The 22224-nt window shown below is 60.7% G+C and carries 25 protein-coding genes; 10 read left to right on the forward strand and 15 right to left on the reverse strand.

Annotated features, from left to right (window positions below; translation table 11 throughout):
• Positions 1 to 93 precede the first annotated feature (93 nt).
• From rpsK to ABD742_RS03915, 4 genes are all read left to right on the forward strand, one after another.
• Complete coding sequence (gene rpsK / locus ABD742_RS03900; RefSeq protein ID WP_234749080.1) at positions 94 to 495, forward strand: 30S ribosomal protein S11; 402 nt, start codon at positions 94 to 96, stop codon at positions 493 to 495.
• A gap of 142 nt (positions 496 to 637) precedes the next feature.
• The gene (locus tag ABD742_RS03905; RefSeq protein ID WP_136321891.1) at positions 638 to 1648 is read left to right on the forward strand and encodes a DNA-directed RNA polymerase subunit alpha; all 1011 of its coding nucleotides are present in this window, start codon (positions 638 to 640) and stop codon (positions 1646 to 1648) included.
• Between the two features lie 66 nt (positions 1649 to 1714).
• The gene (rplQ, locus tag ABD742_RS03910) at positions 1715 to 2275 is read left to right on the forward strand and encodes a 50S ribosomal protein L17 (RefSeq protein WP_234749082.1); all 561 of its coding nucleotides are present in this window, start codon (positions 1715 to 1717) and stop codon (positions 2273 to 2275) included.
• Between the two features lie 32 nt (positions 2276 to 2307).
• Entirely contained in the window at positions 2308 to 3198 is an 891-nt protein-coding gene (locus ABD742_RS03915; RefSeq protein WP_234749083.1) for a tRNA pseudouridine synthase A, read from the forward strand.
• Positions 3199 to 3363: 165 nt separating this feature from the next.
• Here ABD742_RS03915 and ABD742_RS03920 read toward each other — a convergent pair whose 3' ends face one another.
• The 11 genes from ABD742_RS03920 to ABD742_RS03970 form a co-directional block, all read right to left on the reverse strand.
• Positions 3364 to 3555 (reverse strand): Flp family type IVb pilin, encoded by a 192-nt coding sequence (locus ABD742_RS03920; protein WP_234749085.1) that lies wholly within the window; start codon positions 3553 to 3555, stop codon positions 3364 to 3366.
• A 30-nt stretch (positions 3556 to 3585) separates the two neighbouring features.
• Entirely contained in the window at positions 3586 to 4461 is an 876-nt protein-coding gene (locus tag ABD742_RS03925) for a type II secretion system F family protein (RefSeq protein ID WP_234749088.1), read from the reverse strand.
• Positions 4462 to 4473: 12 nt separating this feature from the next.
• Complete coding sequence (locus tag ABD742_RS03930; RefSeq protein WP_234749090.1) at positions 4474 to 5427, reverse strand: type II secretion system F family protein; 954 nt, start codon at positions 5425 to 5427, stop codon at positions 4474 to 4476.
• Positions 5424 to 6752, reverse strand: coding sequence for a TadA family conjugal transfer-associated ATPase (locus ABD742_RS03935; protein ID WP_234749208.1), 1329 nt, complete (start codon positions 6750 to 6752; stop codon positions 5424 to 5426). The genes ABD742_RS03930 and ABD742_RS03935 overlap by 4 nt, the downstream gene beginning before the upstream one ends.
• A 149-nt stretch (positions 6753 to 6901) precedes the next feature.
• Positions 6902 to 8107: a CpaE/TadZ family protein gene (locus tag ABD742_RS03940; protein WP_234749091.1), complete on the reverse strand. Its 1206-nt coding sequence runs from the start codon at positions 8105 to 8107 to the stop codon at positions 6902 to 6904.
• Complete coding sequence (cpaB, locus tag ABD742_RS03945) at positions 8104 to 8871, reverse strand: Flp pilus assembly protein CpaB (protein WP_234749093.1); 768 nt, start codon at positions 8869 to 8871, stop codon at positions 8104 to 8106. The genes ABD742_RS03940 and cpaB overlap by 4 nt, the downstream gene beginning before the upstream one ends.
• A 41-nt stretch (positions 8872 to 8912) precedes the next feature.
• Positions 8913 to 9887 carry a pilus assembly protein TadG-related protein gene (locus ABD742_RS03950; protein WP_234749095.1) on the reverse strand — a complete coding sequence of 325 codons (975 nt, stop codon included), beginning with the start codon at positions 9885 to 9887 and terminating at the stop codon, positions 8913 to 8915.
• The gene (locus ABD742_RS03955; protein ID WP_234749097.1) at positions 9875 to 10270 is read right to left on the reverse strand and encodes a TadE/TadG family type IV pilus assembly protein; all 396 of its coding nucleotides are present in this window, start codon (positions 10268 to 10270) and stop codon (positions 9875 to 9877) included. The genes ABD742_RS03950 and ABD742_RS03955 overlap by 13 nt, the downstream gene beginning before the upstream one ends.
• An 89-nt stretch (positions 10271 to 10359) precedes the next feature.
• A complete protein-coding gene (locus ABD742_RS03960) occupies positions 10360 to 10557 on the reverse strand; it encodes a Flp family type IVb pilin (RefSeq protein ID WP_234749099.1) in 198 nt (65 codons plus the stop codon).
• Between the two features lie 30 nt (positions 10558 to 10587).
• A complete protein-coding gene (locus ABD742_RS03965) occupies positions 10588 to 10788 on the reverse strand; it encodes a Flp family type IVb pilin (protein ID WP_234749100.1) in 201 nt (66 codons plus the stop codon).
• A gap of 267 nt (positions 10789 to 11055) precedes the next feature.
• Positions 11056 to 11709, reverse strand: a complete 654-nt coding sequence (locus tag ABD742_RS03970) for a prepilin peptidase (RefSeq protein ID WP_234749101.1) — start codon at positions 11707 to 11709, stop codon at positions 11056 to 11058.
• Positions 11710 to 12004: 295 nt separating this feature from the next.
• Between ABD742_RS03970 and rplM the strand changes: the two genes are divergently transcribed.
• Positions 12005 to 12448: a 50S ribosomal protein L13 gene (rplM, locus tag ABD742_RS03975; protein ID WP_024817563.1), complete on the forward strand. Its 444-nt coding sequence runs from the start codon at positions 12005 to 12007 to the stop codon at positions 12446 to 12448.
• Between the two features lie 36 nt (positions 12449 to 12484).
• Positions 12485 to 12994 (forward strand): 30S ribosomal protein S9, encoded by a 510-nt coding sequence (gene rpsI, locus ABD742_RS03980; protein ID WP_234749102.1) that lies wholly within the window; start codon positions 12485 to 12487, stop codon positions 12992 to 12994.
• A gap of 136 nt (positions 12995 to 13130) precedes the next feature.
• Here the strand turns inward: rpsI and ABD742_RS03985 are convergent, their stop codons facing one another.
• Both ABD742_RS03985 and ABD742_RS03990 read right to left on the reverse strand, forming a co-directional pair.
• On the reverse strand, positions 13131 to 15047 hold the full coding sequence (locus ABD742_RS03985) for an ArnT family glycosyltransferase (protein WP_234749104.1): 1917 nt from the start codon (positions 15045 to 15047) through the stop codon (positions 13131 to 13133).
• 60 nt (positions 15048 to 15107) lie between these two features.
• Positions 15108 to 16346: a bifunctional glycosyltransferase family 2/GtrA family protein gene (locus tag ABD742_RS03990; protein ID WP_234749106.1), complete on the reverse strand. Its 1239-nt coding sequence runs from the start codon at positions 16344 to 16346 to the stop codon at positions 15108 to 15110.
• A gap of 160 nt (positions 16347 to 16506) precedes the next feature.
• Between ABD742_RS03990 and glmM the strand changes: the two genes are divergently transcribed.
• On the forward strand, positions 16507 to 17871 hold the full coding sequence (gene glmM, locus ABD742_RS03995; RefSeq protein ID WP_234749108.1) for a phosphoglucosamine mutase: 1365 nt from the start codon (positions 16507 to 16509) through the stop codon (positions 17869 to 17871).
• A 92-nt stretch (positions 17872 to 17963) separates the two neighbouring features.
• Here glmM and ABD742_RS24270 read toward each other — a convergent pair whose 3' ends face one another.
• Complete coding sequence (locus tag ABD742_RS24270) at positions 17964 to 18464, reverse strand: M15 family metallopeptidase (protein WP_425547580.1); 501 nt, start codon at positions 18462 to 18464, stop codon at positions 17964 to 17966.
• Between the two features lie 64 nt (positions 18465 to 18528).
• On the opposite strand from ABD742_RS24270, the gene ABD742_RS24275 reads away from it, so the two are divergent.
• Positions 18529 to 18816: a hypothetical protein gene (locus ABD742_RS24275; protein WP_425547581.1), complete on the forward strand. Its 288-nt coding sequence runs from the start codon at positions 18529 to 18531 to the stop codon at positions 18814 to 18816.
• A 10-nt stretch (positions 18817 to 18826) separates the two neighbouring features.
• Here the strand turns inward: ABD742_RS24275 and coaA are convergent, their stop codons facing one another.
• Positions 18827 to 19837 (reverse strand): type I pantothenate kinase, encoded by a 1011-nt coding sequence (gene coaA / locus ABD742_RS04005; RefSeq protein ID WP_234749112.1) that lies wholly within the window; start codon positions 19835 to 19837, stop codon positions 18827 to 18829.
• 134 nt (positions 19838 to 19971) lie between these two features.
• Here coaA and glmS point away from each other — a divergent pair, with 134 nt between their 5' ends.
• Both glmS and ABD742_RS04015 read left to right on the forward strand, forming a co-directional pair.
• Positions 19972 to 21864, forward strand: coding sequence for a glutamine--fructose-6-phosphate transaminase (isomerizing) (gene glmS / locus ABD742_RS04010; protein ID WP_234749114.1), 1893 nt, complete (start codon positions 19972 to 19974; stop codon positions 21862 to 21864).
• A gap of 4 nt (positions 21865 to 21868) precedes the next feature.
• The gene (locus tag ABD742_RS04015) at positions 21869 to 22216 is read left to right on the forward strand and encodes a holo-ACP synthase (protein WP_234749116.1); all 348 of its coding nucleotides are present in this window, start codon (positions 21869 to 21871) and stop codon (positions 22214 to 22216) included.
• Positions 22217 to 22224: the final 8 nt, after the last annotated feature.

The raw sequence follows: 22224 nt of genomic DNA on the forward strand, positions 1-22224 counted from the left end.
GCCCCCTAAAATCGCTTCGCGATTTCAGGGAACCCGGCAAATGTGGGCCCAAGCCGCTGGCTTTCCCCCAAACAACTTTCTGTAGGAGAAATAATGCCCCCGAAGACTCGTGGCGCGGTTCGCAAGCCGCGTAAGAAGGACAAGAAGAATATCGCGCTTGGCCAGGCGCACATCAAGAGCACCTTTAACAACACCATCGTGTCCATCACGGACCCGAACGGTGCTGTAATCTCCTGGGCTTCCGCCGGTGAGGTTGGATTCAAGGGCTCCCGCAAGTCCACCCCGTTCGCCGCCCAGATGGCTGCCGAGGCTGCTGCAAAGCGCGCCCAGGAGCACGGTCTGCGCAAGGTTGACGTGTTCGTCAAGGGACCGGGATCCGGACGCGAAACAGCAATCCGTTCGCTGCAGGCCGCTGGCCTCGAGGTTGGCTCCATTCAGGACGTCACCCCCGCCGCCCACAACGGTTGCCGCCCGCCGAAGCGCCGCCGCGTCTAATTGGATTCTTGGCCTTGCCGGCCGGGTCCGCCACGGAACAGCTTGACTGCTCCGCGGCGCCCGGCCGGCAAAGCCGGAACCAAGCCGATTTCCACCACCTGTGTTGCGTCATATAGCGGATGCTCGCCGAAAGGAAACCTAAGTGCTTATTGCACAGCGCCCCACTCTGTCTGAAGAAGTAGTCTCCGAGAACCGCTCGCGTTTCATCATTGAACCGCTGGAACCGGGCTTCGGTTACACCCTCGGAAACTCCCTCCGCCGTACCCTGCTCTCTTCCATCCCCGGTGCTGCTGTAACCAGCATCCGGATCGATGGCGTGCTGCACGAGTTCACCACGGTTCCGGGTGTCAAGGAAGATGTCACTGAGATCATCCTGAACATCAAGAGCCTCTCCGTGTCCTCCGAGCACGACGAGCCGGTTGTTGCATACCTGCGCAAGCAGGGCCCCGGAGTCGTCACGGCCGCGGACATCGCTCCGCCGGCCGGCGTCGAATTCCACAACCCGGATCTGCACATTGCCACGCTGAACTCGAAGGGCAAGTTCGAACTCGAACTGACCATCGAACGCGGCCGCGGCTACGTTTCGGCAGCTCAGAACAAGTCCGGCGACTCCGAGATCGGCCGTATTCCGGTCGACTCGATCTACTCGCCGGTCTTGAAGGTTACCTTCCGCGTGGAAGCTACCCGTGTTGAGCAGCGCACTGACTTCGACAAGCTGATTGTCGACGTCGAGACCAAGCAGGCTATCGCCCCGCGCGACGCTGTTGCCTCGGCAGGCACCACCCTGGTGGAACTGTTCGGTCTTGCACGTGAGCTGAACACCGCAGCTGAAGGTATCGAGATCGGCCCGTCGCCGACGGACGCTGCCTTGGCAGCTGACATGGCACTGCCGATCGAGGATCTGGACCTCACAGTCCGTTCCTACAACTGCCTCAAGCGTGAGGGCATCCACACCGTGGGTGAACTCGTTGCCCGCTCCGAGGCTGACCTGATGGACATCCGTAACTTCGGTGCGAAGTCCATCGATGAGGTCAAGGCAAAGCTGGTTGAACTGGGTCTGTCCCTCAAGGACTCGCCTCCCGGTTTCGATCTTGCAGCCCGCGCCGCAGCCATCGAAGAGGACGACGCCGCGTTCAGCGACGACGAGCTCTAACAAGCAGATCTTGGCCACCGAGTCCACGTTCGGACCCGGACGGCCTTCATTACAGGAGAAATTACTATGCCTACCCCCACTAAGGGTCCGCGCCTCGGAGGCGGTCCGGCTCACGAGCGCCTGATGCTCGCGAACCTGGCAGCAGCCTTGTTCGAGCACAAGCGCATCACCACGACGGTCACCAAGGCCAAGCGCCTGAAGCCGTACGCAGAGCGCCTCGTGACCTTCGCCAAGCGCGGCGACCTGTCCTCCCGCCGTCGCGTGCTCGGCCTGATCAGCGACAAGGGCATCGTCCACGAGCTGTTCACCGACATCGCCGGCGCCGTTGCCAACCGCGATGGTGGCTACACCCGTATCACCAAGATCGGCAACCGCAAGGGCGACAACGCTCCCATGGCTGTCATCGAGCTGGTTCTTGAGCCGGTTTCCCCGAAGCAGGCTGTGGTTGCCGAGGCAACCGCTGCTGCCAAGCGCGACGCCGAGAAGGCTGCTCCGGCTGCCGAAGAGGCCGCTCCGGTTGTCGAGGAAGAGGTCGTTGAGGCTGAAGCCCCGGAGACCGAAGCCGAGGCTCCCGAAGCTGAAGCTGCTGAAACCGAAGAGGCTCCGGCCGCTGAGGAAAAGAAGTAATTCACTGAATTCTTCACAGTAGACTTAAGTCTATGAACGAACGAAAACCCGCTGCCCCCGTTTTGGGGGGCGGCGGGTTTTTGCGTGTCCGGATGGATCTTTCGTACGACGGCGGCCCTTTCAACGGGTGGGCGCTTCAGCCCGGTCTCCGGACCGTGCAGGGCTCGTTGGAAGAGGCGTTGGCGCTGATCGTGCGGCGCCCCGTACGGGTCACCGTGGCAGGGCGGACCGACGCCGGTGTCCACGCCCGAGGCCAAGTGGCGCACATCGACCTGTCCGAGGCGGAGTGGGGCGGGCTGCCGAGGGGCCACGAGATCGACCCCGCGGCCGCGTTGCTGCGGAGGCTTCGCGGAGCCTTGAGCCGGGTCCTGCGGGACGAAACCGGCGCCATTGAAGTGCACGACGTCGGACTGTCGCCTGACGGTTTTGACGCTCGCTTCTCAGCGTTGTGGCGCCGCTACAGCTACCGGATCGCCGATGGCCCGGAACGGTGGGACCCCGTCCTGCGAAGGCTCACCCTGTGGCATAAGGCCGACTTGGACGAGGGGGCGATGAACGAGGGAGCCGCGGCGCTGCTGGGGCTCCAGGATTTCCGCGCGTACTGCAAGCCCCGTGAGGGAGCCACCACCATCCGCGAACTGCAGCGGCTTGAGTTCGTCCGCGGCAGCGACGGCGTACTGGTCGCCAACGTCCAGGCCGATGCATTTTGCCACAACATGGTGCGTGCCTTGGTCGGATCCGCATTGCGTGTGGGGGAGGGCCTGGAAAGTCCGGAGTGGCTGCACGAGCGCCTGCTCGCTGGAATCAGGGATGCCAAGTCGGTGCTTGCCGCACCCCACCCCTTGGTGCTTGAGGAAGTGGCCTATCCCTCCGACGACGAACTGTTTGCGCGGGCCGAGTTGACACGGGCGCGGCGGGAGTAGGTTTGGGGTGGCCGGGCTTCCTGTCCCAGACGAGGCTCCGCCGTTGGACGGCCCCCTCCCGGCTCTGGGTACCGTGGAGGGGGCCTGCGAAGACCACCCGCGGGTTCTGGGTATCGCGGGTGGCCGGTCAGTAGCGCCCCAGATGCGCCGGTCATGGGTCTGTTCTTAGGGCAGTCCCAGAGCAGTCTTCACTCCGTTGGCCAGTGTGCCGAAGTAACCGTTCAGGGCGGTACCGAACAGTCCTACTCCGCCAACGATGACCATCGCGATGAAGCCCACCAAAACTGAGTATTCTGTGGCCGTTGCTCCCTGCTCTCCAGCCAAGATCCTGATTAGTTGCTTGAACCTTCTTTTCATATCGATCACCGTCTGTTCGTTAGTGTGACGTTAGGAGAACGCAGCGATGATGTTCATGACGGCTGGCCCCAGCAGGATGATGAACAGCGTTGGAAAAATGCAGAAGATCAGTGGGAAGAGGATCTTCACCGGAATCTTCATGGCATACTCCTCGGCCCGCTGACGGCGCTTGGTTCGCATTTCCTGAGCCTGGGCTTTGAGGACTTTGGCGATGGCAATACCGTAGGCATCCGCTTGGACAACGGCCCTGATGAAGCTCCGAACGTCTGGAACATCTACGCGCTGGGACATGTCGAGATATGCGTCCTTGCGGCTCCGCCCCACCTGAATGTCCTGCAGGGTCCTGATGAACTCGTCTGCCAACGGTCCCTTGCCGCTTTCCGCAGCACGGGCCATGGCAGCTTCAAAACCCAGACCTGCCTGGACGGAGATCAGCATCTGATCGAGTGAGTTTGGCAGCTCCAGGCGAATGGCCTCGCGCCGTTTCTGCGCATTCGAACGAATGAGGAGATCCGGGACGAAATAGGCCAACGCGATAACGGCAATACCAAGGAGAAACCTCCCAGCCGATGGATCGCCGAGGAACAACAGCACTCCGAGGACGCCACCACCGAGTGCCAGCAATGGTTTGACCATCAAGATCCGGCCCAATGGCCAGTCCTTGGGACGACCAGCCCCCGCCAGTTGCTTGTCGAGCCAGGCGATATAGCCGCCTGGTACAAGTTGCCGTGAAATGGCCGTCAAACGATCGCTAAGGTTGCTGGATTGTGGCGCAGTATCCGTGCGGACGCCGAGATTCGTCCGAATGTTGCGTGTCCCTACTCTGTCCCCGGTGAAGGCGAGCCAGACCATCCAAGACACAGGGGCCACGATGGCCAACATGGCTGCATATGGGAAGAATTGCATGGTGGATCCCTCCTAGTACTTCGGCTTGATGAGCCGGCTCAACCACCATGCGCCCACGCTGAGCATGACCGCGGCGGCGGCAAGCATGAGATAACCAGGCACAGTGGATGTGAAGGTGTGGGCATAGCTCGGGTTGATGAACAGCAGTGCGATGAACATGACTACGGGTAGCGCGAGGAGGACCAGCGCGGACATTCGTCCTTCGGCACTCAGCGCCCTGACCTGTCGGCGGATTTGGTTGCGGTCGCGGATGGTTTCACCAACGTGGTCCAAGACCTCGGCCAAGTCCCCGCCGACTTCTCGGTGGATTTCGATCGCTTGGGCTATCCACCCGAAGTCGTCGCTGTTCGTCCTTATGGCGACATCGCTCAGGGACTCTCCGAGATCGCGTCCGATCCGAGTTTCGTTGACGATCCTGCTCATCTCCTCGGCCATCGGTGCCTCGCTCTCCTGGGCGAGAGCGTCCACTGCCCTCAAGAGACTGTGCCCTGCCCGCATCCCTCCGCTCAACATCTGGACCGCATCGGGTACCTGTTCGTCGAATTTCGCCGCACGCCGGGCCGTGAGCACACCCAAAAGCGCCACTAGGGCAAACACAGCGATGAGGCACATCAGGACCGTGAAGACGAGGCCACCTAGCAGGAAACCGACGGTACTGGCGAGAACCACCACGATTCCAGCAATCAGTACGTAGTCGGCTGGTTGTTTCTTCAATCCCGCGGCATCCAGTCTCGCCTGCGAAAGATATCCACCAGAGCGCGAATGAATGCGTGTTTGGATGGCACTCTTGGCGCCGTCAGTGAGCCGCGTCAGGGCAGACGTGTGGATCGGCAAATCGGGACGGCGCCTTTCAGCATCAAGGGTCCTCGTTGACTTGAGCACCACCAACACCAGCAGAAGCAAAGCGAAGTACATCAAGCCCAAGCCCGCCGCCAGAAAAACGGATTGGAGTCCCGAGTCGCTCATCGCAAGCCTCCCACCATCGGGGCTCCGAACACTGCAGGAGAGATCGGAATCCCCAGTTCCGCAAAACGATCGGTGAAGCGGGGCCGGACTCCCGTGGGGATGGGTTTACCGAGGAAGCGGCCGTTGGCATCGACACCGGCTGAGTAGTCGAAGACGAAGGCATCCTGGAGGGTTACGATGTCGCCTTCCATGCCTTGGACTTCCGTAATGTGCGTGACTCGGCGTGTTCCATCCCGCAAGCGGCTGATGTGCACGATCAGATTCACGGCGGAAGCCACTTGTTCCCGGATGGCCCTGAGGGGAAGATCCATGCCGGCCATCAGAACCAGGGTCTCGAGGCGCGCGACCGCATCCCGCGGGGAGTTGGCGTGGACCGTGGAAATGGAACCGTCGTGGCCCGTGTTCATGGCCTGGAGCATGTCTAAGGACTCTCCCCCGCGGACCTCGCCCACAACAATGCGGTCCGGACGCATGCGGAGTGAGTTGCGCACGAGATCCCGAATGGTGACCTCACCGCGTCCCTCAATGTTGGCCGGCCTGCTCTCGAGGCGTACCACGTGCTCCTGTTGGAGTTGCAATTCGACGGCGTCCTCAATGGTGACGATCCGGTCCTCTACGGGAATGAACGACGAGAGGACGTTCAACAGGGTCGTCTTCCCAGTGCCGGTACCGCCGGACACGATGATATTCATCCGAGCCAGGACACAAGCCCTCAGCAGCTCCGCCATTTCCGGGGACAGGCTGCCAAACTCGATGAGTTTGTTCACCGTGAGTGCTTCGCGGCCAAACTTTCGTATGGTCAACGAAGGCCCATTGACGGCGAGTGGCGGAATGATGGCATTCACGCGGGAGCCGTCGGGGAGCCGTGCGTCGACGAGCGGAGACGACTCGTCAATTCGCCGCCCGACCCTGGACACAATGCGTTCAATGATCCGCCGCAAGGCCTCGTCCGAAGAGAATTTGGCCTCGGTCTTGTACAGACGGCCGTACCGCTCGACGTAGATGCTGTCATATCGGTTCACCATGACTTCCGTAATTTCCGGATCGTCCAGGAACCGCTGGATAGCGCCATGGCCGAGGACGTCGTCGATGATCTCTGCCGTGAGGCGCTGCCGTTCTGCTGACGTCAGGGGCACCTGCTCTTCGTCGACAACAATCTTCAGCTCATCGCGTACGTACTGGTGAAGTTCTGTCTCGTCCAAGGAGGAGTCAGAGAGTCTGGAGCCGAGTCGCTCAAACAGGGCCTTGCTTGCCCGCTCCTTAAGGTCGCCGAGTGCTTCACTCGCCAGGATCGTCGACGGCATGTTTTCATCGGCGTGAGCCATGGTGTTCGAGGACTCGGCTGCTTTTGCTTCTTGGATACGGCCGAGCGTGGCTGCCGATTGCGCAGCCATTCCATCAGCAACTGCCCCCGTTTCCGTGGCTGCGCCTGAATCAGCGCTGAACCGACGACTTTCGAGTCTGCGTGAGAGGTTCACCGGACAACCGCCCTTCTGTGCAACTGCTTGTGTGTTCGCTCGTCCCAATTGGGCCTAAACCGATTCACCAGCAGGCGCAGGCCCTTGGTCGCGGCATCTCGAGTCCCGTCCTGGAGGAGCGGGACACCCTTGTTGGTGGAGAAAGGAAGGGTCCGGGACCGGGGAATGGCAACATCCACCGGAACTCCAATGGTCGCTTCCACGTCCTTGAGGACCAGCCCGCTCTTGGGGTCGGCCATGTTCAGCACTACATGCCGGTACTGGGGTAGCAGTTGCAGTTCATCGAGAATGTTAAGGCCTGTCCGCAGACCCCGGATACTCGGAATGTCCATTCCGCACACCCATACGGCGTCGGTGGCACTTTCAAGTGCGGCGAGCACATGTTCACCAAGCCCAGGGGCGGTGTCTATGACGACATATTGGAATTCATGGCGGAGCTGTTCAATCAATCTGGAGACGTGCTGGGCCGTGATGCGATCCATTTCGACGGGATTGCGCGGGGCGCATAGGGCGTAAATGCTGGCCGGATGGACGCTCAAGTATGTCTTGAGCACCATAGAATCCTGGCTCGCTGGACCGAGCACGGCGTCCGTGATGGTGTGCTCGGGATTCAACAGCAATCCGCTCGCCACATCGCCGAACTGTAGGTCAAGGTCTACGATCACCACGCCCATCGGCGCCAAGGTCCCGAGGCCCACTGCCAGATTGGTGGCTACTGTTGTCTTGCCCACGCCGCCCTTCGGTGACATGACCGCAATGATTCGCCCACCCGAATCCTGGGAGGGAGTCTCTATGGCGTTGGGGGCAAGACCTCTTCTCCGACCGGCGGCTGCAAGGCTTGCCCGCTCCACCATCACGCGGATGGTGTCCGAGTCCGCTGCGGGGGAAAGCAGGTCTCGCACCCCGGAGCGCATTGCTGCCAGGACCAATGACTCGTTCTGTTCCGCGGCCAGCACCACACTGATTTCCGGAAACTGGAGATCCAGCAAGGAAGCGTGTTTGAGAGAGTCATTGATTTCCAGCCCCGGGCCTAGGATCAGCACTTCAGGCGGTTCTCCGAGGAGCTGGTCAAGGATCTCCCGTGGCCCTCCCGGCAAGTAGTCGGCCTGGAACCACTGGAGGCTTCCGCTCATTCCAGCAGTTGCCGAGCGGACCCGCCGTTCGAAGTCAGGTTCCGGGGTGATGAGAACGAAGCGGCTCATTTGAATACACTTCCCCGGTCGATGACTCCTGTTGCGCCTGCAGCGGCACCCGAAGGCTCTTTGCTCAGATAAATGGTGCCGAACTCAACGGCGTACACGATCTTTTGGACGTCGACGGCGGAGCGTGCCACCGTGACGAGGTACCCACTCCCTGAGCCCGCGGTCTTGTTAGCGTTCAGGGAACCGCTGCTTGCCTGAGAGGTGGAACTTGAGTTGTCTGCAATCGTTCCATTGGCGTCCTGCACAGCGGTGACCAGGACTTTGTGGAATGTAAAGTTTGTCTGGTCAGGGGAGCTGGATTTGTCATCGGCTTTGAAGGACAGCATCACGCCGACTGTGTCGCCGGCCTTCACTGTTCCACCGACAGCGCGTTCGATCGGCAGCTTGAGGGTGACCTCCTGAAGTCCGGCAGGAACTTCAACCCGGCCCGGACCGGCCAAGCTGGTTGGATCGACCATCCGGGTCGCAAGCAATTGCTCACCGGGCATGAAGTCGATCGAAGAAACCTTGGAGCCGAGGTCCCCAAGATTGGTGACGCTGTCGGCCGCAATGGCTGACTTTGGCACAGACTTTTTGACGACGGAATCCCCGAAACCGGCCGTCGGAGTGCCAGCGGGAATTTCCTTTTGGATGACGTAGACGTCTTCCGTTTCCGTATTTGCCAGAGCGCGCTTGTCGGCGCCCTGGACGTAGAACACGAGCATCACTGTTCCAATGATGGCTACGACAAGCGCAGCGATGCCTCCCAGTAGGCGTGTTTTCACTGTTCTTCCTTCCCAGATGCGCTCGTCCAAGAGCGCGCGATTTATTGCATGAGTTGCGGCGGAAGATTGGCCCCGCCTTGCGTGTATCCCCCTCCTTGGTACACAGAGGGATCGGCAATCCAGCTGACAAAGTGCCCGCGGATACCGTTGTTGCTTCCTCCAAGGCCTGTTTGATCGCCGCCGGACATGCCGGGGAAGTTGTATCCGCTGAGATAGAAGGCTGCGTAGCCTTTGATGTAGTACTTGCCTCCAGCTCCGCTTGCCGAAGCTTCTGTGAAAACGGGGAAGGCAACCACCGTATTCAGATAACCGCTGATGAGGGTCTTGCACTCTTTTGGCATGCTCAGACCGGTCTTGCTCAGCGCGTAGGGATCGACAACTCCCGGCGTTGTAGGGTCGTCGGGATAAACCTTTGCTGCGCACTGGCCCGTGTCGGGAATTAGCCATTCATAACCACCTGGGATTACCTGGCCGGACGGGCTGTCACTTACGCAGGTGGTTGATCCGTGGGTGAGAATCGTCTGTGTGGCGCCATTTATGTCGAACTGACACGGAGCGAAGGCCAGAGGCAGGATCGCCGGGCCTGATCCAGGGCCGCCCCATGTCGCAGTGGCTTGGGCGCCGACCGTCACTGGGCCGGTGTTGAGAGCGTTGGCGAACATCTTGCTTAGGTAGCCCGCTCCGGTTGTGCCGTCCTTGGTAGATGTTGTGACTGTTACCTTGCCTGGCACGCTTAGATCCACTGACTTCACAGTGCTCGCGCCATCGTTGGCGTTGGAGTTTGCGAGGGGGCCGGCCAACGAAATGTTGCAGGAACCTTTGGCGCAGCTGCTCGCAACGGCGAGTGCTCCGGCGTCGGCCCCGTTCTGAAGTTGGGCGCGTTCTGCGTAGATTTGGCCGACGTCAACCGCGACCGCGCCCACCCCGATGAGCACCAGCATCATGAGTGCAACAAGCACACCCGCCGCGCCGCGTTCTTCGTCGGCAGACTTTAGACGTCGACTCAGCCGTTGCATTGCATTGCCCCTTTGCCAGTGACAGTGAGATTGGAGCCAAAGAATCCCGTGAGGGATTTGCCACTGTAGGTAGTGGTCACAGTGATGGTTGGCGGGGGACTGCCTGCTGCGCAGGCGCCCGAGTAGCTGAAACTCAGCTTGGAGGTGTCTAGCGAGGGCGCTCCGGCCTTGCCGGCCGCGGTTGCCTTGCTAGAGTCGTTGGTGATTGCCATGGTCCGAGCAGCTTCACGCGAGGCTTGAGTCACGGAAACCTGGATGTTGTAAGCATTCGAAAATTCGACAATTGCAATGATCAGGGAAATGAGGATGGGCGCGACAAGTGCGAATTCAACGGCGACAGCGCCCCGCTCATTGTTCCTGGAAGTCTTGATCCTGTGTTTCACTGGATCCCCCTGGGTACGTGCTGCTGAAGTCCGCAGCAAAAACGGTGCGTTGTGCCGCGCCAGCGGCGCGGCACAACGCGTTTGCCCAATTACCAGGTGCCCACCGTCGTAGCGAGGCTGTTGAACCACGCATTCAGGTTGGTGCCGAAGAGCCCGACGCCGACAACTATGACGAGGGCGATCAACCCGACTAGCAATGAATATTCTGTGGCAGTCGCTCCCCTTTCAGCCGGAAGTTCGCTGAAAAGGAGTTGGAGTGTGCGAAATTGCTTCTTGAAATTGAACATGTTGAGACCAATCGAGACCGGCAGCTCTCGCTACCAGGCTGCGACCTTTCCGGCCAGACCATTGAAGAAGGCGTTCAGGTTAGTACCGAACAGCCCGACGCCGACGACGATGACGAGGGCGATCAGGCCGACCAAGAGTGAATACTCAGTTGCCGTTGCACCCTTTTCGGAGTTGAGCTTGTCTTTGATGCCGGCGATAAATGCGAGGGTGGAGATCATGAGAGTTGACATTGGAAAAACCTTCCCAGATAAGTGAATTTGTCTACGAATTCCAGTTGCCACATATCCCGTTTGGCGTTCGGATTTCGATAGGACAAGAATTGCCCTTGGGAGGGTTAACAAACAATGCGTAGTGGTACTCGTCTTTTCAAGTGCGAGTGCTATCGACTACTCGAAGTGCTCGCGCGCGGTACTCGGTTTTTCTGCCTAAGTACCACCTAGTTACTGCCACGGATGGGACTCGTGGGGACTGAGGGGAGCCCGGGAAGCTTGCCGTGCTCACGCGACGAGCAGGACCACTCCAATTGCCGCGGCGAACATGGCCGGCCCGTGGGGGACTTCAGATGGCTTGATTCCGCGCTTCAGACGCAACAGCAGTATCGTCATCACCCCGCCCACCACGAAGCCCAGCAGTCCCCCGTAGAACACCTGGGTCCAGCCCAAGTAGCCCAAGTACATTCCGAGTGGTGCCGCGAGCTTCACGTCGCCCATTCCGAGGCCTCCGGGAGAAATTAATCCGAGAATTAGGTACCCGAGGAACAAAATGACGGCGCCGGCAGCCGCGCGCAGCAGTCCAGACCAGTCCGGAACGAGCGCAGCTGACATAGTTAACAGACCGAGGCCGGCAGTAAGCAGCAACAGGACCAGCGGGTTTGGAAGCAAATGGTGCACCACGTCCACGCGTGACAGCTGCACCGCGATTACCCCTAAGAGCAGGTAGGCGGGGAGACCCGGTGAGAAACCGAACCGGATCGTCAGGAGGGCAAACAACACGGCGGTAGCCACCGCCGTCGTGAGCCTTATAACGGGGGAGGGGAGCCCGCCAAGCCGCGGCAGGGACCGAGTGATCAGAGCCTCCGCCAGAGGGCTTGTGAGGAGCCCCAGGAGCCCGAAGGCGGCCACAAGCAAGGGCTGGGCGGCAGTTGCTGTCATGGCATCTCCTAGGAGCTCGGAATGGGTCTCAGTTGTTCACGCTGGTTGCCAGCCTATTTTGACCCTGAAGCCCGTTGCCGCTATTGTTGATAGTCGTTGTGCGTGTCCTTTCTCGATGACACATGCCCGCTTGGGGATCCAGTTGCAGGATCGTTAACTCGACAGGCATATCGGGACTTCGGGATGACTGGTACATAGAGCCCTCACCTCTGCTCCGGTAACGCATACCTAGTAGGCACACGCTTCAAGCGTGCCGCCTAAAACATGAACGCCAGAACAAGAACGAGGCAAAACCGTGCGTACGTACACCCCGAAGCCCGGCGATATCAACCGCCAGTGGCACGTCATCGATGCCACCGACGTTGTCCTTGGTCGTCTTGCCAGCCAGACCGCAACACTGCTGCGCGGAAAGCACAAGCCGACCTTTGCGTCCCACATGGACATGGGCGACTTCGTCATCATCATCAACGCTGAAAAGGTCGCCCTGACCGGCGCCAAGCTGGAGCAGAAGCGCGCATACCGCCACTCCGGCTACCCGGGCGGCCTGACCTCCGTCAACTACGCGGAGCTGCTGGAATCCAACCCGGTCCGCGCCGTGGAGAAGGCCATCAAGGGCATGCTCCCGAAGAACTCCCTCGCTGCGCAGCAGCTGGGCAAGCTCAAGGTCTACCGCGGTGCAGAGCACCCGCACGCCGCCCAGCAGCCCAAGACTTTCGAAATCACCCAGGTCGCCCAGTAGTCCTGGCCACCAACCAACTTTTAATCAAGGAGAATCGTGGCTCAGAACGAAGAACTGACCACCGAGGCCGTTGTGGCTGAGGAAAACCTGACCAGCTACACCTCGGAGAGCGGTCCTGCGGAAGCAGAAGCGCCGAAGAAGGAGCGCCCGGCCCTGACCGTTGCCGGCGCCGCAGTTGGCCGTCGTAAAGAAGCTGTTGCACGTGTTCGCATCGTGCCCGGCACCGGCAAGTGGATCATCAACGGCCGCGAGCTGGCCAACTACTTCCCGAACAAGCTGCACCAGCAGGACGTCAACGAGCCCTTCAAGATCCTTGATCTTGACGGCGCTTACGACGTCTTCGCCCGCATCCACGGTGGCGGCATTTCCGGCCAGGCCGGTGCACTGCGTCTCGGCATCGCCCGTTCACTGAACGAGATCGACACCGAGAACAACCGCGCCACCCTGAAGAAGGCCGGTTTCCTGCGTCGTGACGCCCGCGTCATCGAGCGTAAGAAGGCTGGTCTCAAGAAGGCACGCAAGGCTCAGCAGTACTCCAAGCGCTAAACACGCTTTCCCGGACTGTGGCCGCTGGCGCGACCACAGTCCGGGGCCCGCAGCGTGTTTGACGCGCTCGGATCCACAAGCGCTAAAACGCTTTCAAGGCCCGCTCCGCCGCTTGGCGGGGCGGGCCTTGCCGCGTTTAATGGCCACTTTCCAATGTTTTTCCTAGGTCGTACACGGTGGTGCCGTCGGCGGCATCCGAGTGGAATGTGGCCGCTACCCAATTCTGAATCGCCGTGAGTTCCTGACTGTTTCCCGGGACCTTCAGTTGTTCAGTCTGCTCGACTAGGTAGCAGATTTGTCCCGCGGCTACCCAGTTCTGGAACTGTTTCAGGGTAGGGCTGGGATCCACAGCAGCGAAACCACCCAACGGCATGATCGGACGATTGGAAGCCAGCTGAAAACGTGCGGCCGTTTGGGCAGGGTAGGTGGCGGCGGCCCACGTACATCTCGGTGGGGCGTTTTGCAGCTTCTCCAAGATGGCTTGGCCGGGATTATTGCCAATCGCAATTCCGTGGGCCCAGGCTGGTTCCTGTTTCTTGACTCCGTCAAGGAAACGGCTAAGTGTGTTCGGGTTCCGGGAAATTCCACCCGAGAGGGGATTGGACCCGGATTGAGGAGAACCCACAGTCAGGAGTGAGCAAAATACCGGTCCGACCAGCAGCGCTCCGATTGTCACGGCAACTGTTGAACGCTCAAGCCAAGGCCAAGGTGGGCGGACAGCTGAGGCTGCCGCCAAGAGCAAGCCGGCAGACAGTATGGCGGTTCCGAGCCATTCGGGAAACACATCGCTAATCCGCCATATTGCGTTGGCGAAGATGAAGCTTGCAACCAAAGCAGCCGTAGTCCATATTCGCCCTAGCACTGTCTTGGCGCCTGACAAGAGCAAACGGGCACCAATACCGACGCAAAGAGCAAGCGGAGGCGCAAGGGACGACGAATAGTAGGAATGAAAGCCTTGGCTCATGAAACTCAGCACGAGGTACGTTGTTACGAACCAGAGGACTGCTGCCGACGATAGGATCGCCTCATTCCTTTCGAATCGGCGTGTCGCAATCGCCCAAGTGATGACCACACAACTGAGCAAACCAGGCATGAGCAGCCAGCCGATTTCCTGTCCGTAGTTCAGATTGATCAGCCTGAAGAATCCTGCATCTGAGCCCATACTCCTGAACTCTTGGGGTATGAGGGACAGGGACGGGTCATCTGCATGCTGGACTACGCGGTCGATCCCGTTGTACCCGAGCGTCAGCTCAATCATGCTGTTGCCCGTTGAGCCTCCGACAAAAGGGCGGGATTGGGCAGGTGTGAGGTCCACAGCGAGCGGCCAAGCCAAGGAACAGACGGCCATCAAGCATCCGGCCAGTGCAAGCCCTAGGAACTTCTTTCGCCACGACAGCTGGGCGAAGAGAAGAAATACGATCGCGATTGCCGGGAGAACCAGAAATGCCTGCAGCTGTTTCGTCAGGAATCCAAGAGCCAAAAATGCGCCCGCGAGGAGCATCGGCTTTAACCTGCCGGTCTCAGCAGCTCGGATCCCGGTGTAGAGCGCCGCAATCATCAACAGGACCATGAGCGGATCCGGGTTGTTGTAGCGAGCTAGCAGAACCGTGATTGGGGTGTATGCGAACACCGCTGCGGCGATAAGGGCCGCGGCGGCCGGGAAGTATCTGCGGATTAGGACGAAGATCAACAAAGTGCTGGTCAACGTGACGATGACCTGGGGAACTAGGAGGCCCCAGGAATTGAGGCCGAGTATGCGGACCGAAAGCCCCATGACCCACAGGCTGAGCGGGGGTTTATCCACGGTGATGGAGTTGCCCCAGTCCGAGGAACCAAAGAAGAATGCCGTGAAGTTATGTTCACCCGACTGGATTGCAGCTGAGTAGAACGCGTTGGCCCAACCATTTTGATCCAGTTTCCACAGGTAAAGAAATGCCGTGGAGAGCAAGAGGACAGCGATGGTGACCTTCTCCCAGCGCGCAACTGGGGCAGGGCTCCGCACTGCGAAGCCAGCCGCCTGACGCCTAGTACGGGAGGCGTTAGTTTCGGACACCGTCAAGAGATTCCTCCTTGAAATATTCCCCAGATGTTGTTCAAGGGTGGGACAACAGGATCAAAGGGCGGATGCTCTCGGCTGTTTAATGACGATTCCGCTGCGCCGTTCCTCCGAGCGACGAACCCGGAAGACCCAGATCCGGAGCAGAACGAAGCGGACTAGAGTGGCGAAGATGTTTGCACAGGTCAGGACAAACAGCTCAGTACTGGGCGATGCGTCAGGGTGAATGGCATGTAATAGCAGAAGGGAAGAAGAAGTGATCCCCCAAGCGACCAAGAAAACCACAAGGCCTTGAAACTGTTGTGTGAACTGCCGCTCGGGACCGTGGATCCTGAAGGTGAAGCGGCGGTTGGCGGCCGTGTTCGCGATGGCCGTGAGCAACAGGGCCAGGAAGTTTCCCTGCTGTGGGCCAAACGGGCCCTGGAACAGCAGATATAGCAAGGCAAAAGCGAGAGTGGAGAACGCGCCGACGATTCCGAAACGTATCACTTGGCCGAAGAAACTTGGACGCGTTGGCGCGGCGATAGGTCCGCGCCCCAGCTCCGCGTATATCGCTTGCAAAGGGATATTTCCCTTCATCATGGAACCGGCGACGCGCACGAGGCCCCTGATATCGTCGACGGCCGTTTGGCGGATATCAACCGTGCTGTCAGGATCGTCGATCCAGTCGACCGGAATCTCGTGGATTCGAAGTCCTGCCCGCTCCGCCAAGATCAACAGCTCGGTGTCGAAGAACCAGCAGTTGTCCTCCACATAAGGAAGCAGCCGATGCGCGACTTCTGCCCTGACAGCTTTAAAGCCACACTGGGCATCGGAAAACCGAACCTGCATGGTCCGTTTAAGAATCAGGTTGTAGCTCCGGGAGATGAATTCCCGTTTGGGACCCCTGACCACCCTGGAAGTGCGGCCAAGCCGGGTGCCGATGCTGACATCCGAGTGTCCGGAAAGCAGGGGAGCGATCAGTGGCGGTAAAGCCGCCAAATCGGTCGAGAGGTCTACGTCGACATATGCCAGAACTTTGGCTTCTGATGATGTCCAAGCGTCGCGGAGCGCGAATCCCCGCCCTTTAGTCTCGAGGCGCCGATAACTGACATTTGGGACCTCATCAGCGAGTTTTCGCGAAATGGCGCCGGTCGCGTCCGTGCTCGCGTTATCGGCAATCGTGATTTTCCAGCTGTACAACAATTCCCGAGAAAGATAGTCGGCAAGCCGGTAAATGCTTCTTTCGAGTATGGCGGACTCGTTGAAAACGGGGACAATTATTTCGAGCGCCAAGCCCCCAGAGCTAGGTATCATGCGGTAATCGTAGATACTTGTTAAGGGGCATTACTAGAGTGGAGCGGAAAACGCAAGTCAAGTAGTTCCACTCTTGCGCTCGCGCCGCTGAAGGGGTACGAACGGGCCCTCCGGCGCTCGTTCCCTCGACCCCCACAACCGTCGTCTAGACTGGGACGCGATGGCTAGATTATTTGGAACAGATGGCGTGCGTGGTCTCGCCAATGGATTGCTTACCGCGGAGCTTGCTCTTCAGTTGGCCCAAGCTGCCGCAGTGGTCCTCGGCCACGAGCGTGCGGCCAACGGAACGCGGCCCCGCGCCGTGGTCGCCCGGGATCCGCGCGCCAGCGGGGAGTTTATCGCTGCAGCCGTGGAAGCCGGACTTTCGAGCTCCGGCATCGACGTGTACGACGCCGGTGTGCTGCCCACGCCCGCAGCGGCCTACCTCATCGCCGATCTCGATGCAGATTTCGGGGTCATGATCTCGGCCTCGCACAACCCTGCGCCGGACAACGGCATCAAGTTCTTTGCCCGCGGCGGGCAGAAGCTCCCCGACGAGGTTGAGGACGCGATCGAGGCCCAACTCGGCAAGGAACCTTCACGCCCTGTGGCCGGCGACGTCGGCCGCATCCAGCGCTTCTCGGACGCCGAGGACCGTTACATCGTCCACCTGCTCGGCACCCTGCCGCACCGCCTCGAAGGTCTCAAAGTTGTGCTGGATTGTGCCCACGGTGCGGCCAGCGGCTGTTCCCCGCAGGTCTTCGCCAGCGCCGGCGCCGAAGTTGTGGTGATCGGTGCGGAACCCGACGGCCTCAATATCAACGACGGAGTAGGTTCCACGCACCTTGGCCCGCTCAAGGAAGCTGTCGTCAAGCACGGTGCGGACTTCGGCATAGCCCACGACGGCGACGCCGACCGCTGCCTGGCCGTGGACCACGAAGGCAACGAGGTTGACGGCGACCAGATCATGGCGATCCTGGCCCTCGCGCTGAAGAAGTCCGGAAAGCTGAAGGATGACGTCCTGGTAGCCACCGTGATGAGCAACCTCGGACTCAAAATCGCTTTGCGCGACGCCGGAATCACCCTCCGCGAGACCGCGGTGGGGGACCGATACGTCCTGGAGGCAATGCGCGACGGCGGCTTCAGCCTTGGGGGAGAACAGTCGGGCCACGTGATCTTCTCCGATTACGCCACCACTGGCGACGGTGTCCTGACCGGTCTGCAGATTGCCGCCCAGGTGGCCGGAACCGGCCGGACCCTCCAAGACCTAGCCCGTGCCATGACCAAGCTGCCGCAGCTCATGATCAACGTGAAGGGCGTGGACAAGTCACGTGCCGCCACGGACGAGGGCGTCGCCGCTGCGGTGGCTGCCGCCGAAGTCGAACTTGGCGACACCGGCCGCGTGCTCCTGCGGCCATCGGGCACCGAAGCGCTGGTGCGCGTGATGGTGGAGGCCGCGGACATGGAAACTGCCACCCGCATATGCACTGAACTGGCCGGCGTCGTCGAAGACCGCCTCGCTATTCCACGCGAACTGGCCCTCTAGGCCCGAACGCAGCAAAGACCAAACAACTGTGGCCCGTCTCCATGAGGAGGCGGGCCACAGTTGTTCAAGTGTCTGTTGATAGTAGTCGACCTCTAGGGGTAGCCCGGCGCCGCTTCGAGTCCAAAGTACTCCTCGAGGGTGCCGATGCCTCGGTTGGCCATATCCGTTGCAGCCTCAACCCCGATGAATCGCAAATGCCACGGCTCGTAGTAATAGCCGGTGATTTCATTGAGCATCCACGGGTACCTGACAACAAAACCGTACTTGTACGCATTTGCCTTTGCCCAAACGGCGGCCGGCTGATCAGCGAAGCACGGCTCGAAACTGCACGCCCCGCCACCGTCGCCGATGTCGAACGCCCAGCCGGTCTGGTGTTCCGAGAAGCCGGGACGGGCGGAGGCCGTGTCCGCCGAGGCCTGGCCGCGCGTGCTCACGTAGCCGTTGTACGTGGCGGTTTGGGTCTGAAAAGAACGGTAGCCGGACGCCAAGGTCATGGTCACGCCGGCCGAGGCGGCTGCCGCAAAGAGCTTTTCAGCTGCTCCGGCGGTGGTGCTGTTGAGCAGGGACGCCTCTCCGCTGACTGCGAGTTGCACGCGGGGCTGTGCCAAGTCGGCAGGGACAAACTGCAAGGGAGTCAGCGGCCGGTGCTTGTTGACGATGACCCACTGGCTCGCCGGGTCGCTCAGGGAAAACTGCTGGGACAGAACCCCCGACGGCGGAGCCTTCGACGGCGGTGCGCTCGACGACGGCGATGCGCTCGCCGTTGCGGTGGGAACCGCCGTCGTGGTCGCTTCTGCCGGCGTTGCGGTTTGGGGACTTGAGGCTGACGGTGCGGATGTGGGCGAGGCGACCCGGGTATCCGGGCTGCATGCCGCCAAGGCTGCCATTCCCACCCCTGCCGCAAGTAGCGTCGTGAAGGACCTTCGGCTGGGGCCGCAGTTGTAGCACATCCGTGCTAGACCTTTCGGAGCAGCATGCGGCGGATGGAATGGTCGGCATCCTTGGTGAGGACAAGTTGCGCCCGGCCGCGGGTAGGCAGCACGTTTTCCTCAAGGTTGGGCTCGTTGATGCGCTTCCAAATGCCGCGTGCAGTGGCTTCCGCCTCGGCGTCGGAGAGCGTCGCGTAGCGGTGGAAGTAGGACTCGGGCTGGGCGAACGCCGTGGTTCGAAGCTTGCGGAAACGGTCCACGTACCAGTCTTCGATATACGACGTCTTGGCGTCAACGTAAATGGAGAAATCAAAGAAGTCGCTGAGGGCCAGGCCTTGCCGGCCGTCCTGCCGGGGACGGGCGGGTGCCAACACGTTGAGCCCCTCCACGATGAGGACGTCAGGCCGTCGGACCACCACTTCCTTGTCCGGGACGATGTCGTACGTGACGTGCGAATACCAAGGAGCGCGGACCTCTTCGGCGCCACCCTTGATCGCACTCACGAATCGAAGCAAGGCCCGGCGGTCGTAGGATTCCGGAAAGCCCTTGCGTTCAAGCAAATGCCGGCGCTTCAACTCAGCGAGCGGGTACAGGAACCCGTCGGTGGTGATGAGTTCGACGTTCGGAGTGCCAGGCCAACGGCGGAGCATCTCGCGCAGCACGCGGGCAATAGTGGACTTGCCGACCGCCACCGAACCTGCGACGCCGATCACGAAGGGCGTGCGCTGTGTCTGCTCGCCAAGGAAGGTGGTTGTGGCTGCATGAAGCTGTTGTGATGCCTGGACATAGAGGTGCAACAGGCGGGAGAGCGGAAGGTAGACCTCGCGGATTTCCTTCATGTCCAGGGGATCACCGAGGCCGCGAAGCCGGATGATGTCCTCTTCGTTAAGCGGCTGCTCCATCTGTGCACCCAGCCGGGACCACGTCTGCCTGTCCAGCTCCACGAACGGAGAGGAGCTGTCGCCGTTCGCTTCATTGCGTTGCAAAGTCACTATAGAGATTCTGCCCCTCTGTTGGCTGATCCGGAAATACCGCATGAACGGCTGGAAGATTTTGTGTGAGCATGCTCTGCGGAAAAGGCGCGCGATCCGGCAATTTTCTGGGGATTGGCTTGGTTGCGGGGCCGGATATCCTACGTCCATTTTGCGGGGCACCCGCTACTCTTGTAGGCATGTGTGGAATCGTAGGTTACGTTGGCAATTCATCCCGCCGGGCAGATGCCGGGCACTCGGCTCTTGACGTCGTTCTTGAAGGGCTGCGGCGTCTGGAATACCGGGGTTACGATTCAGCCGGTGTTGCAGTGGTGGCTCATGGAACCATCGCCAGCCGGAAGAAGTCGGGAAAGCTCAGCAACCTGCTGAACGAGCTCGAGGACAATCCGCTCCCGGACTCGCTGACCGGCATCGGCCACACCCGCTGGGCTACCCACGGTGGACCCACTGACCAGAACGCCCATCCGCATCTGGCCGATGGCGGACGCCTGGCCATGATCCACAACGGAATCATCGAAAACTTCGCCGAGCTCAAGCAGGAGCTCATCGCCAAGGGTGTCACTTTCGAGTCGGAGACGGACACCGAGGTTGCAGCAGCACTTCTCGGCGATATTTTCCGCAACCAGCTCAACGGTGACTCGTCCAACGGCAAGCTCACCAAGGCGATGCAGCTTGCTTGCCAGCGGCTCGAAGGCGCGTTCACGCTCCTCGCCGTGCACGCCGAGCGGCCGGACGTCGTCGTGGCCGCCCGTCGCAACTCCCCCCTTGTTGTAGGACTGGGGGAAGGCGAGAACTTCCTTGGCTCCGACGTTTCCGGTTTCATCGATCACACGCGCCGCGCCGTCGAGCTGGGCCAGGACCAGATCGTCACCATCACCGCCGACACCGTGGAGATTACAGACTTCTTCGGCGCCCCCGCCCAGGGCAAGGAATACCACGTTGACTGGGACCCGGCTTCTGCGGAAAAGGGCGGCTTCAGCTCCTTCATGGAGAAGGAAATCCACGACCAGCCCGACGCAGTCACCCAGACCCTCCTTGGCCGTTCGGACATCAACGGCAAGCTGACCTTGAGCGAGCTCCGGATCGACCCCGAGCTGCTGAAGCAGGTCAACAAGATCATCGTCCTGGCTTGTGGCACGGCCGCATACGCCGGGATGGTCGCCAAGTACGCCATCGAGAACTGGTGCCGCATCCCCACCGAGGTGGAGCTCGCGCATGAATTCCGCTACCGCGACCCGATCGTTGACGCCAACACCCTGGTGGTGTCCATCAGCCAGTCCGGCGAGACCATGGACACCCTGATGGCCGTCCGTTACGCCCGTGAACAGGGCGCCAAGACGATCTCCATCTGCAACACCAACGGATCGACCATCCCGCGCGAATCCGACGCTGTTCTTTACACCCACGCCGGTCCGGAGATCGCCGTCGCCTCCACCAAGGCGTTCCTGGCCCAGATCACAGCCGCTTATCTCCTTGGTCTCTACCTCGCCCAGCTGCGCGGAAACATCTTCTCCGGCCAGATCAAGGACGTCCTGGCGGACCTTGGCAAGATACCCGCCCACATCCAGAAGATCCTCGACAACGCGGGTCCCCTCCGCGAGCTCGCCCGCAGCATGAAGGACGAGAAGTCGGTGCTCTTCCTGGGCCGCCACGTGGGCTACCCGGTGGCACTCGAGGGCGCGTTGAAGCTCAAGGAAATCGCGTACATCCACGCTGAAGGGTTCGCGGCCGGTGAGCTCAAGCACGGTCCGATTGCCTTGATCGAGGAAGGGCAGCCCGTCTTTGTGGTGGTTCCGTCGCCGCGGGGCCGCGATTCCCTCCACGCGAAGGTCGTCAGCAACATCCAGGAAATCCGCGCCCGCGGTGCGCGCACCCTGGTGATCGCCGAGGAAGGTGACGAAGCCGTGCGGGCTTACGCCGAGCACGTTTTCTACGTCCCTCAGACGCCCACGCTCCTGATGCCGCTTCTCACTACGGTTCCGCTGCAGATTTTTGCCGCAGAGCTGGCCAAGGCCAAGGGCTACGACGTGGACCAGCCGCGCAACCTCGCCAAGAGTGTCACCGTAGAATAGCCGCATGATTGTTGGCATAGGCGTAGACGTCGTAGACATAGAGCGCTTCGGGCGCCAACTTGAGCGGACCCCGGGGCTCCGTGACCGTTTGTTCGTTCCCGCGGAACGCGAACTCAACACGCGGTCCTTGGCCGCGCGTTTCGCGGCCAAGGAAGCTGTGGCCAAGGTCTTGGGAGCTCCGGCGGGCATGAACTGGCAGGACTGCTGGATCGGCCTGGACCAGAACGGCCCCACCATCAAGGTGAAGGGCACTGTACTGGCAGTTGCCGAGTCCATAGGCGTGAAGCGCTGGCACGTGTCCATGAGCCACGATGGCGGAATCGCCACTGCCATGGTCATCGCAGAAGCCTAGCAGCACAC

It is taken from the genome of Arthrobacter ramosus, from assembly GCF_039535095.1.
Classification (GTDB): Bacteria; Actinomycetota; Actinomycetes; order Actinomycetales; family Micrococcaceae; genus Arthrobacter; species Arthrobacter ramosus.

What these genes read in the sequence shown, in the direction of transcription:
- rpsK (WP_234749080.1), top strand. Translation starts at nt 94, where the DNA reads ATGCCCCCGAAGACTCGTGGCGCGGTTCGCAAGCCGCGTAAGAAGGAC.
- rplQ (WP_234749082.1), top strand. Translation starts at nt 1,715, where the DNA reads ATGCCTACCCCCACTAAGGGTCCGCGCCTCGGAGGCGGTCCGGCTCAC.
- ABD742_RS03915 (WP_234749083.1), top strand. Translation starts at nt 2,308, where the DNA reads ATGAACGAACGAAAACCCGCTGCCCCCGTTTTGGGGGGCGGCGGGTTT.
- ABD742_RS03920 (WP_234749085.1), bottom strand. Translation starts at nt 3,555, where the DNA reads ATGAAAAGAAGGTTCAAGCAACTAATCAGGATCTTGGCTGGAGAGCAG.
- ABD742_RS03925 (WP_234749088.1), bottom strand. Translation starts at nt 4,461, where the DNA reads ATGCAATTCTTCCCATATGCAGCCATGTTGGCCATCGTGGCCCCTGTG.
- ABD742_RS03930 (WP_234749090.1), bottom strand. Translation starts at nt 5,427, where the DNA reads ATGAGCGACTCGGGACTCCAATCCGTTTTTCTGGCGGCGGGCTTGGGC.
- ABD742_RS03935 (WP_234749208.1), bottom strand. Translation starts at nt 6,752, where the DNA reads ATGGCTCACGCCGATGAAAACATGCCGTCGACGATCCTGGCGAGTGAA.
- ABD742_RS03940 (WP_234749091.1), bottom strand. Translation starts at nt 8,107, where the DNA reads ATGAGCCGCTTCGTTCTCATCACCCCGGAACCTGACTTCGAACGGCGG.
- ABD742_RS03950 (WP_234749095.1), bottom strand. Translation starts at nt 9,887, where the DNA reads ATGCAACGGCTGAGTCGACGTCTAAAGTCTGCCGACGAAGAACGCGGC.
- ABD742_RS03960 (WP_234749099.1), bottom strand. Translation starts at nt 10,557, where the DNA reads ATGTTCAATTTCAAGAAGCAATTTCGCACACTCCAACTCCTTTTCAGC.
- ABD742_RS03965 (WP_234749100.1), bottom strand. Translation starts at nt 10,788, where the DNA reads ATGTCAACTCTCATGATCTCCACCCTCGCATTTATCGCCGGCATCAAA.
- ABD742_RS03970 (WP_234749101.1), bottom strand. Translation starts at nt 11,709, where the DNA reads ATGACAGCAACTGCCGCCCAGCCCTTGCTTGTGGCCGCCTTCGGGCTC.
- ABD742_RS03990 (WP_234749106.1), bottom strand. Translation starts at nt 16,346, where the DNA reads ATGATACCTAGCTCTGGGGGCTTGGCGCTCGAAATAATTGTCCCCGTT.
- glmM (WP_234749108.1), top strand. Translation starts at nt 16,507, where the DNA reads ATGGCTAGATTATTTGGAACAGATGGCGTGCGTGGTCTCGCCAATGGA.
- ABD742_RS24275 (WP_425547581.1), top strand. Translation starts at nt 18,529, where the DNA reads ATGACCCACTGGCTCGCCGGGTCGCTCAGGGAAAACTGCTGGGACAGA.
- coaA (WP_234749112.1), bottom strand. Translation starts at nt 19,837, where the DNA reads ATGCGGTATTTCCGGATCAGCCAACAGAGGGGCAGAATCTCTATAGTG.
- glmS (WP_234749114.1), top strand. Translation starts at nt 19,972, where the DNA reads ATGTGTGGAATCGTAGGTTACGTTGGCAATTCATCCCGCCGGGCAGAT.
- ABD742_RS04015 (WP_234749116.1), top strand. Translation starts at nt 21,869, where the DNA reads ATGATTGTTGGCATAGGCGTAGACGTCGTAGACATAGAGCGCTTCGGG.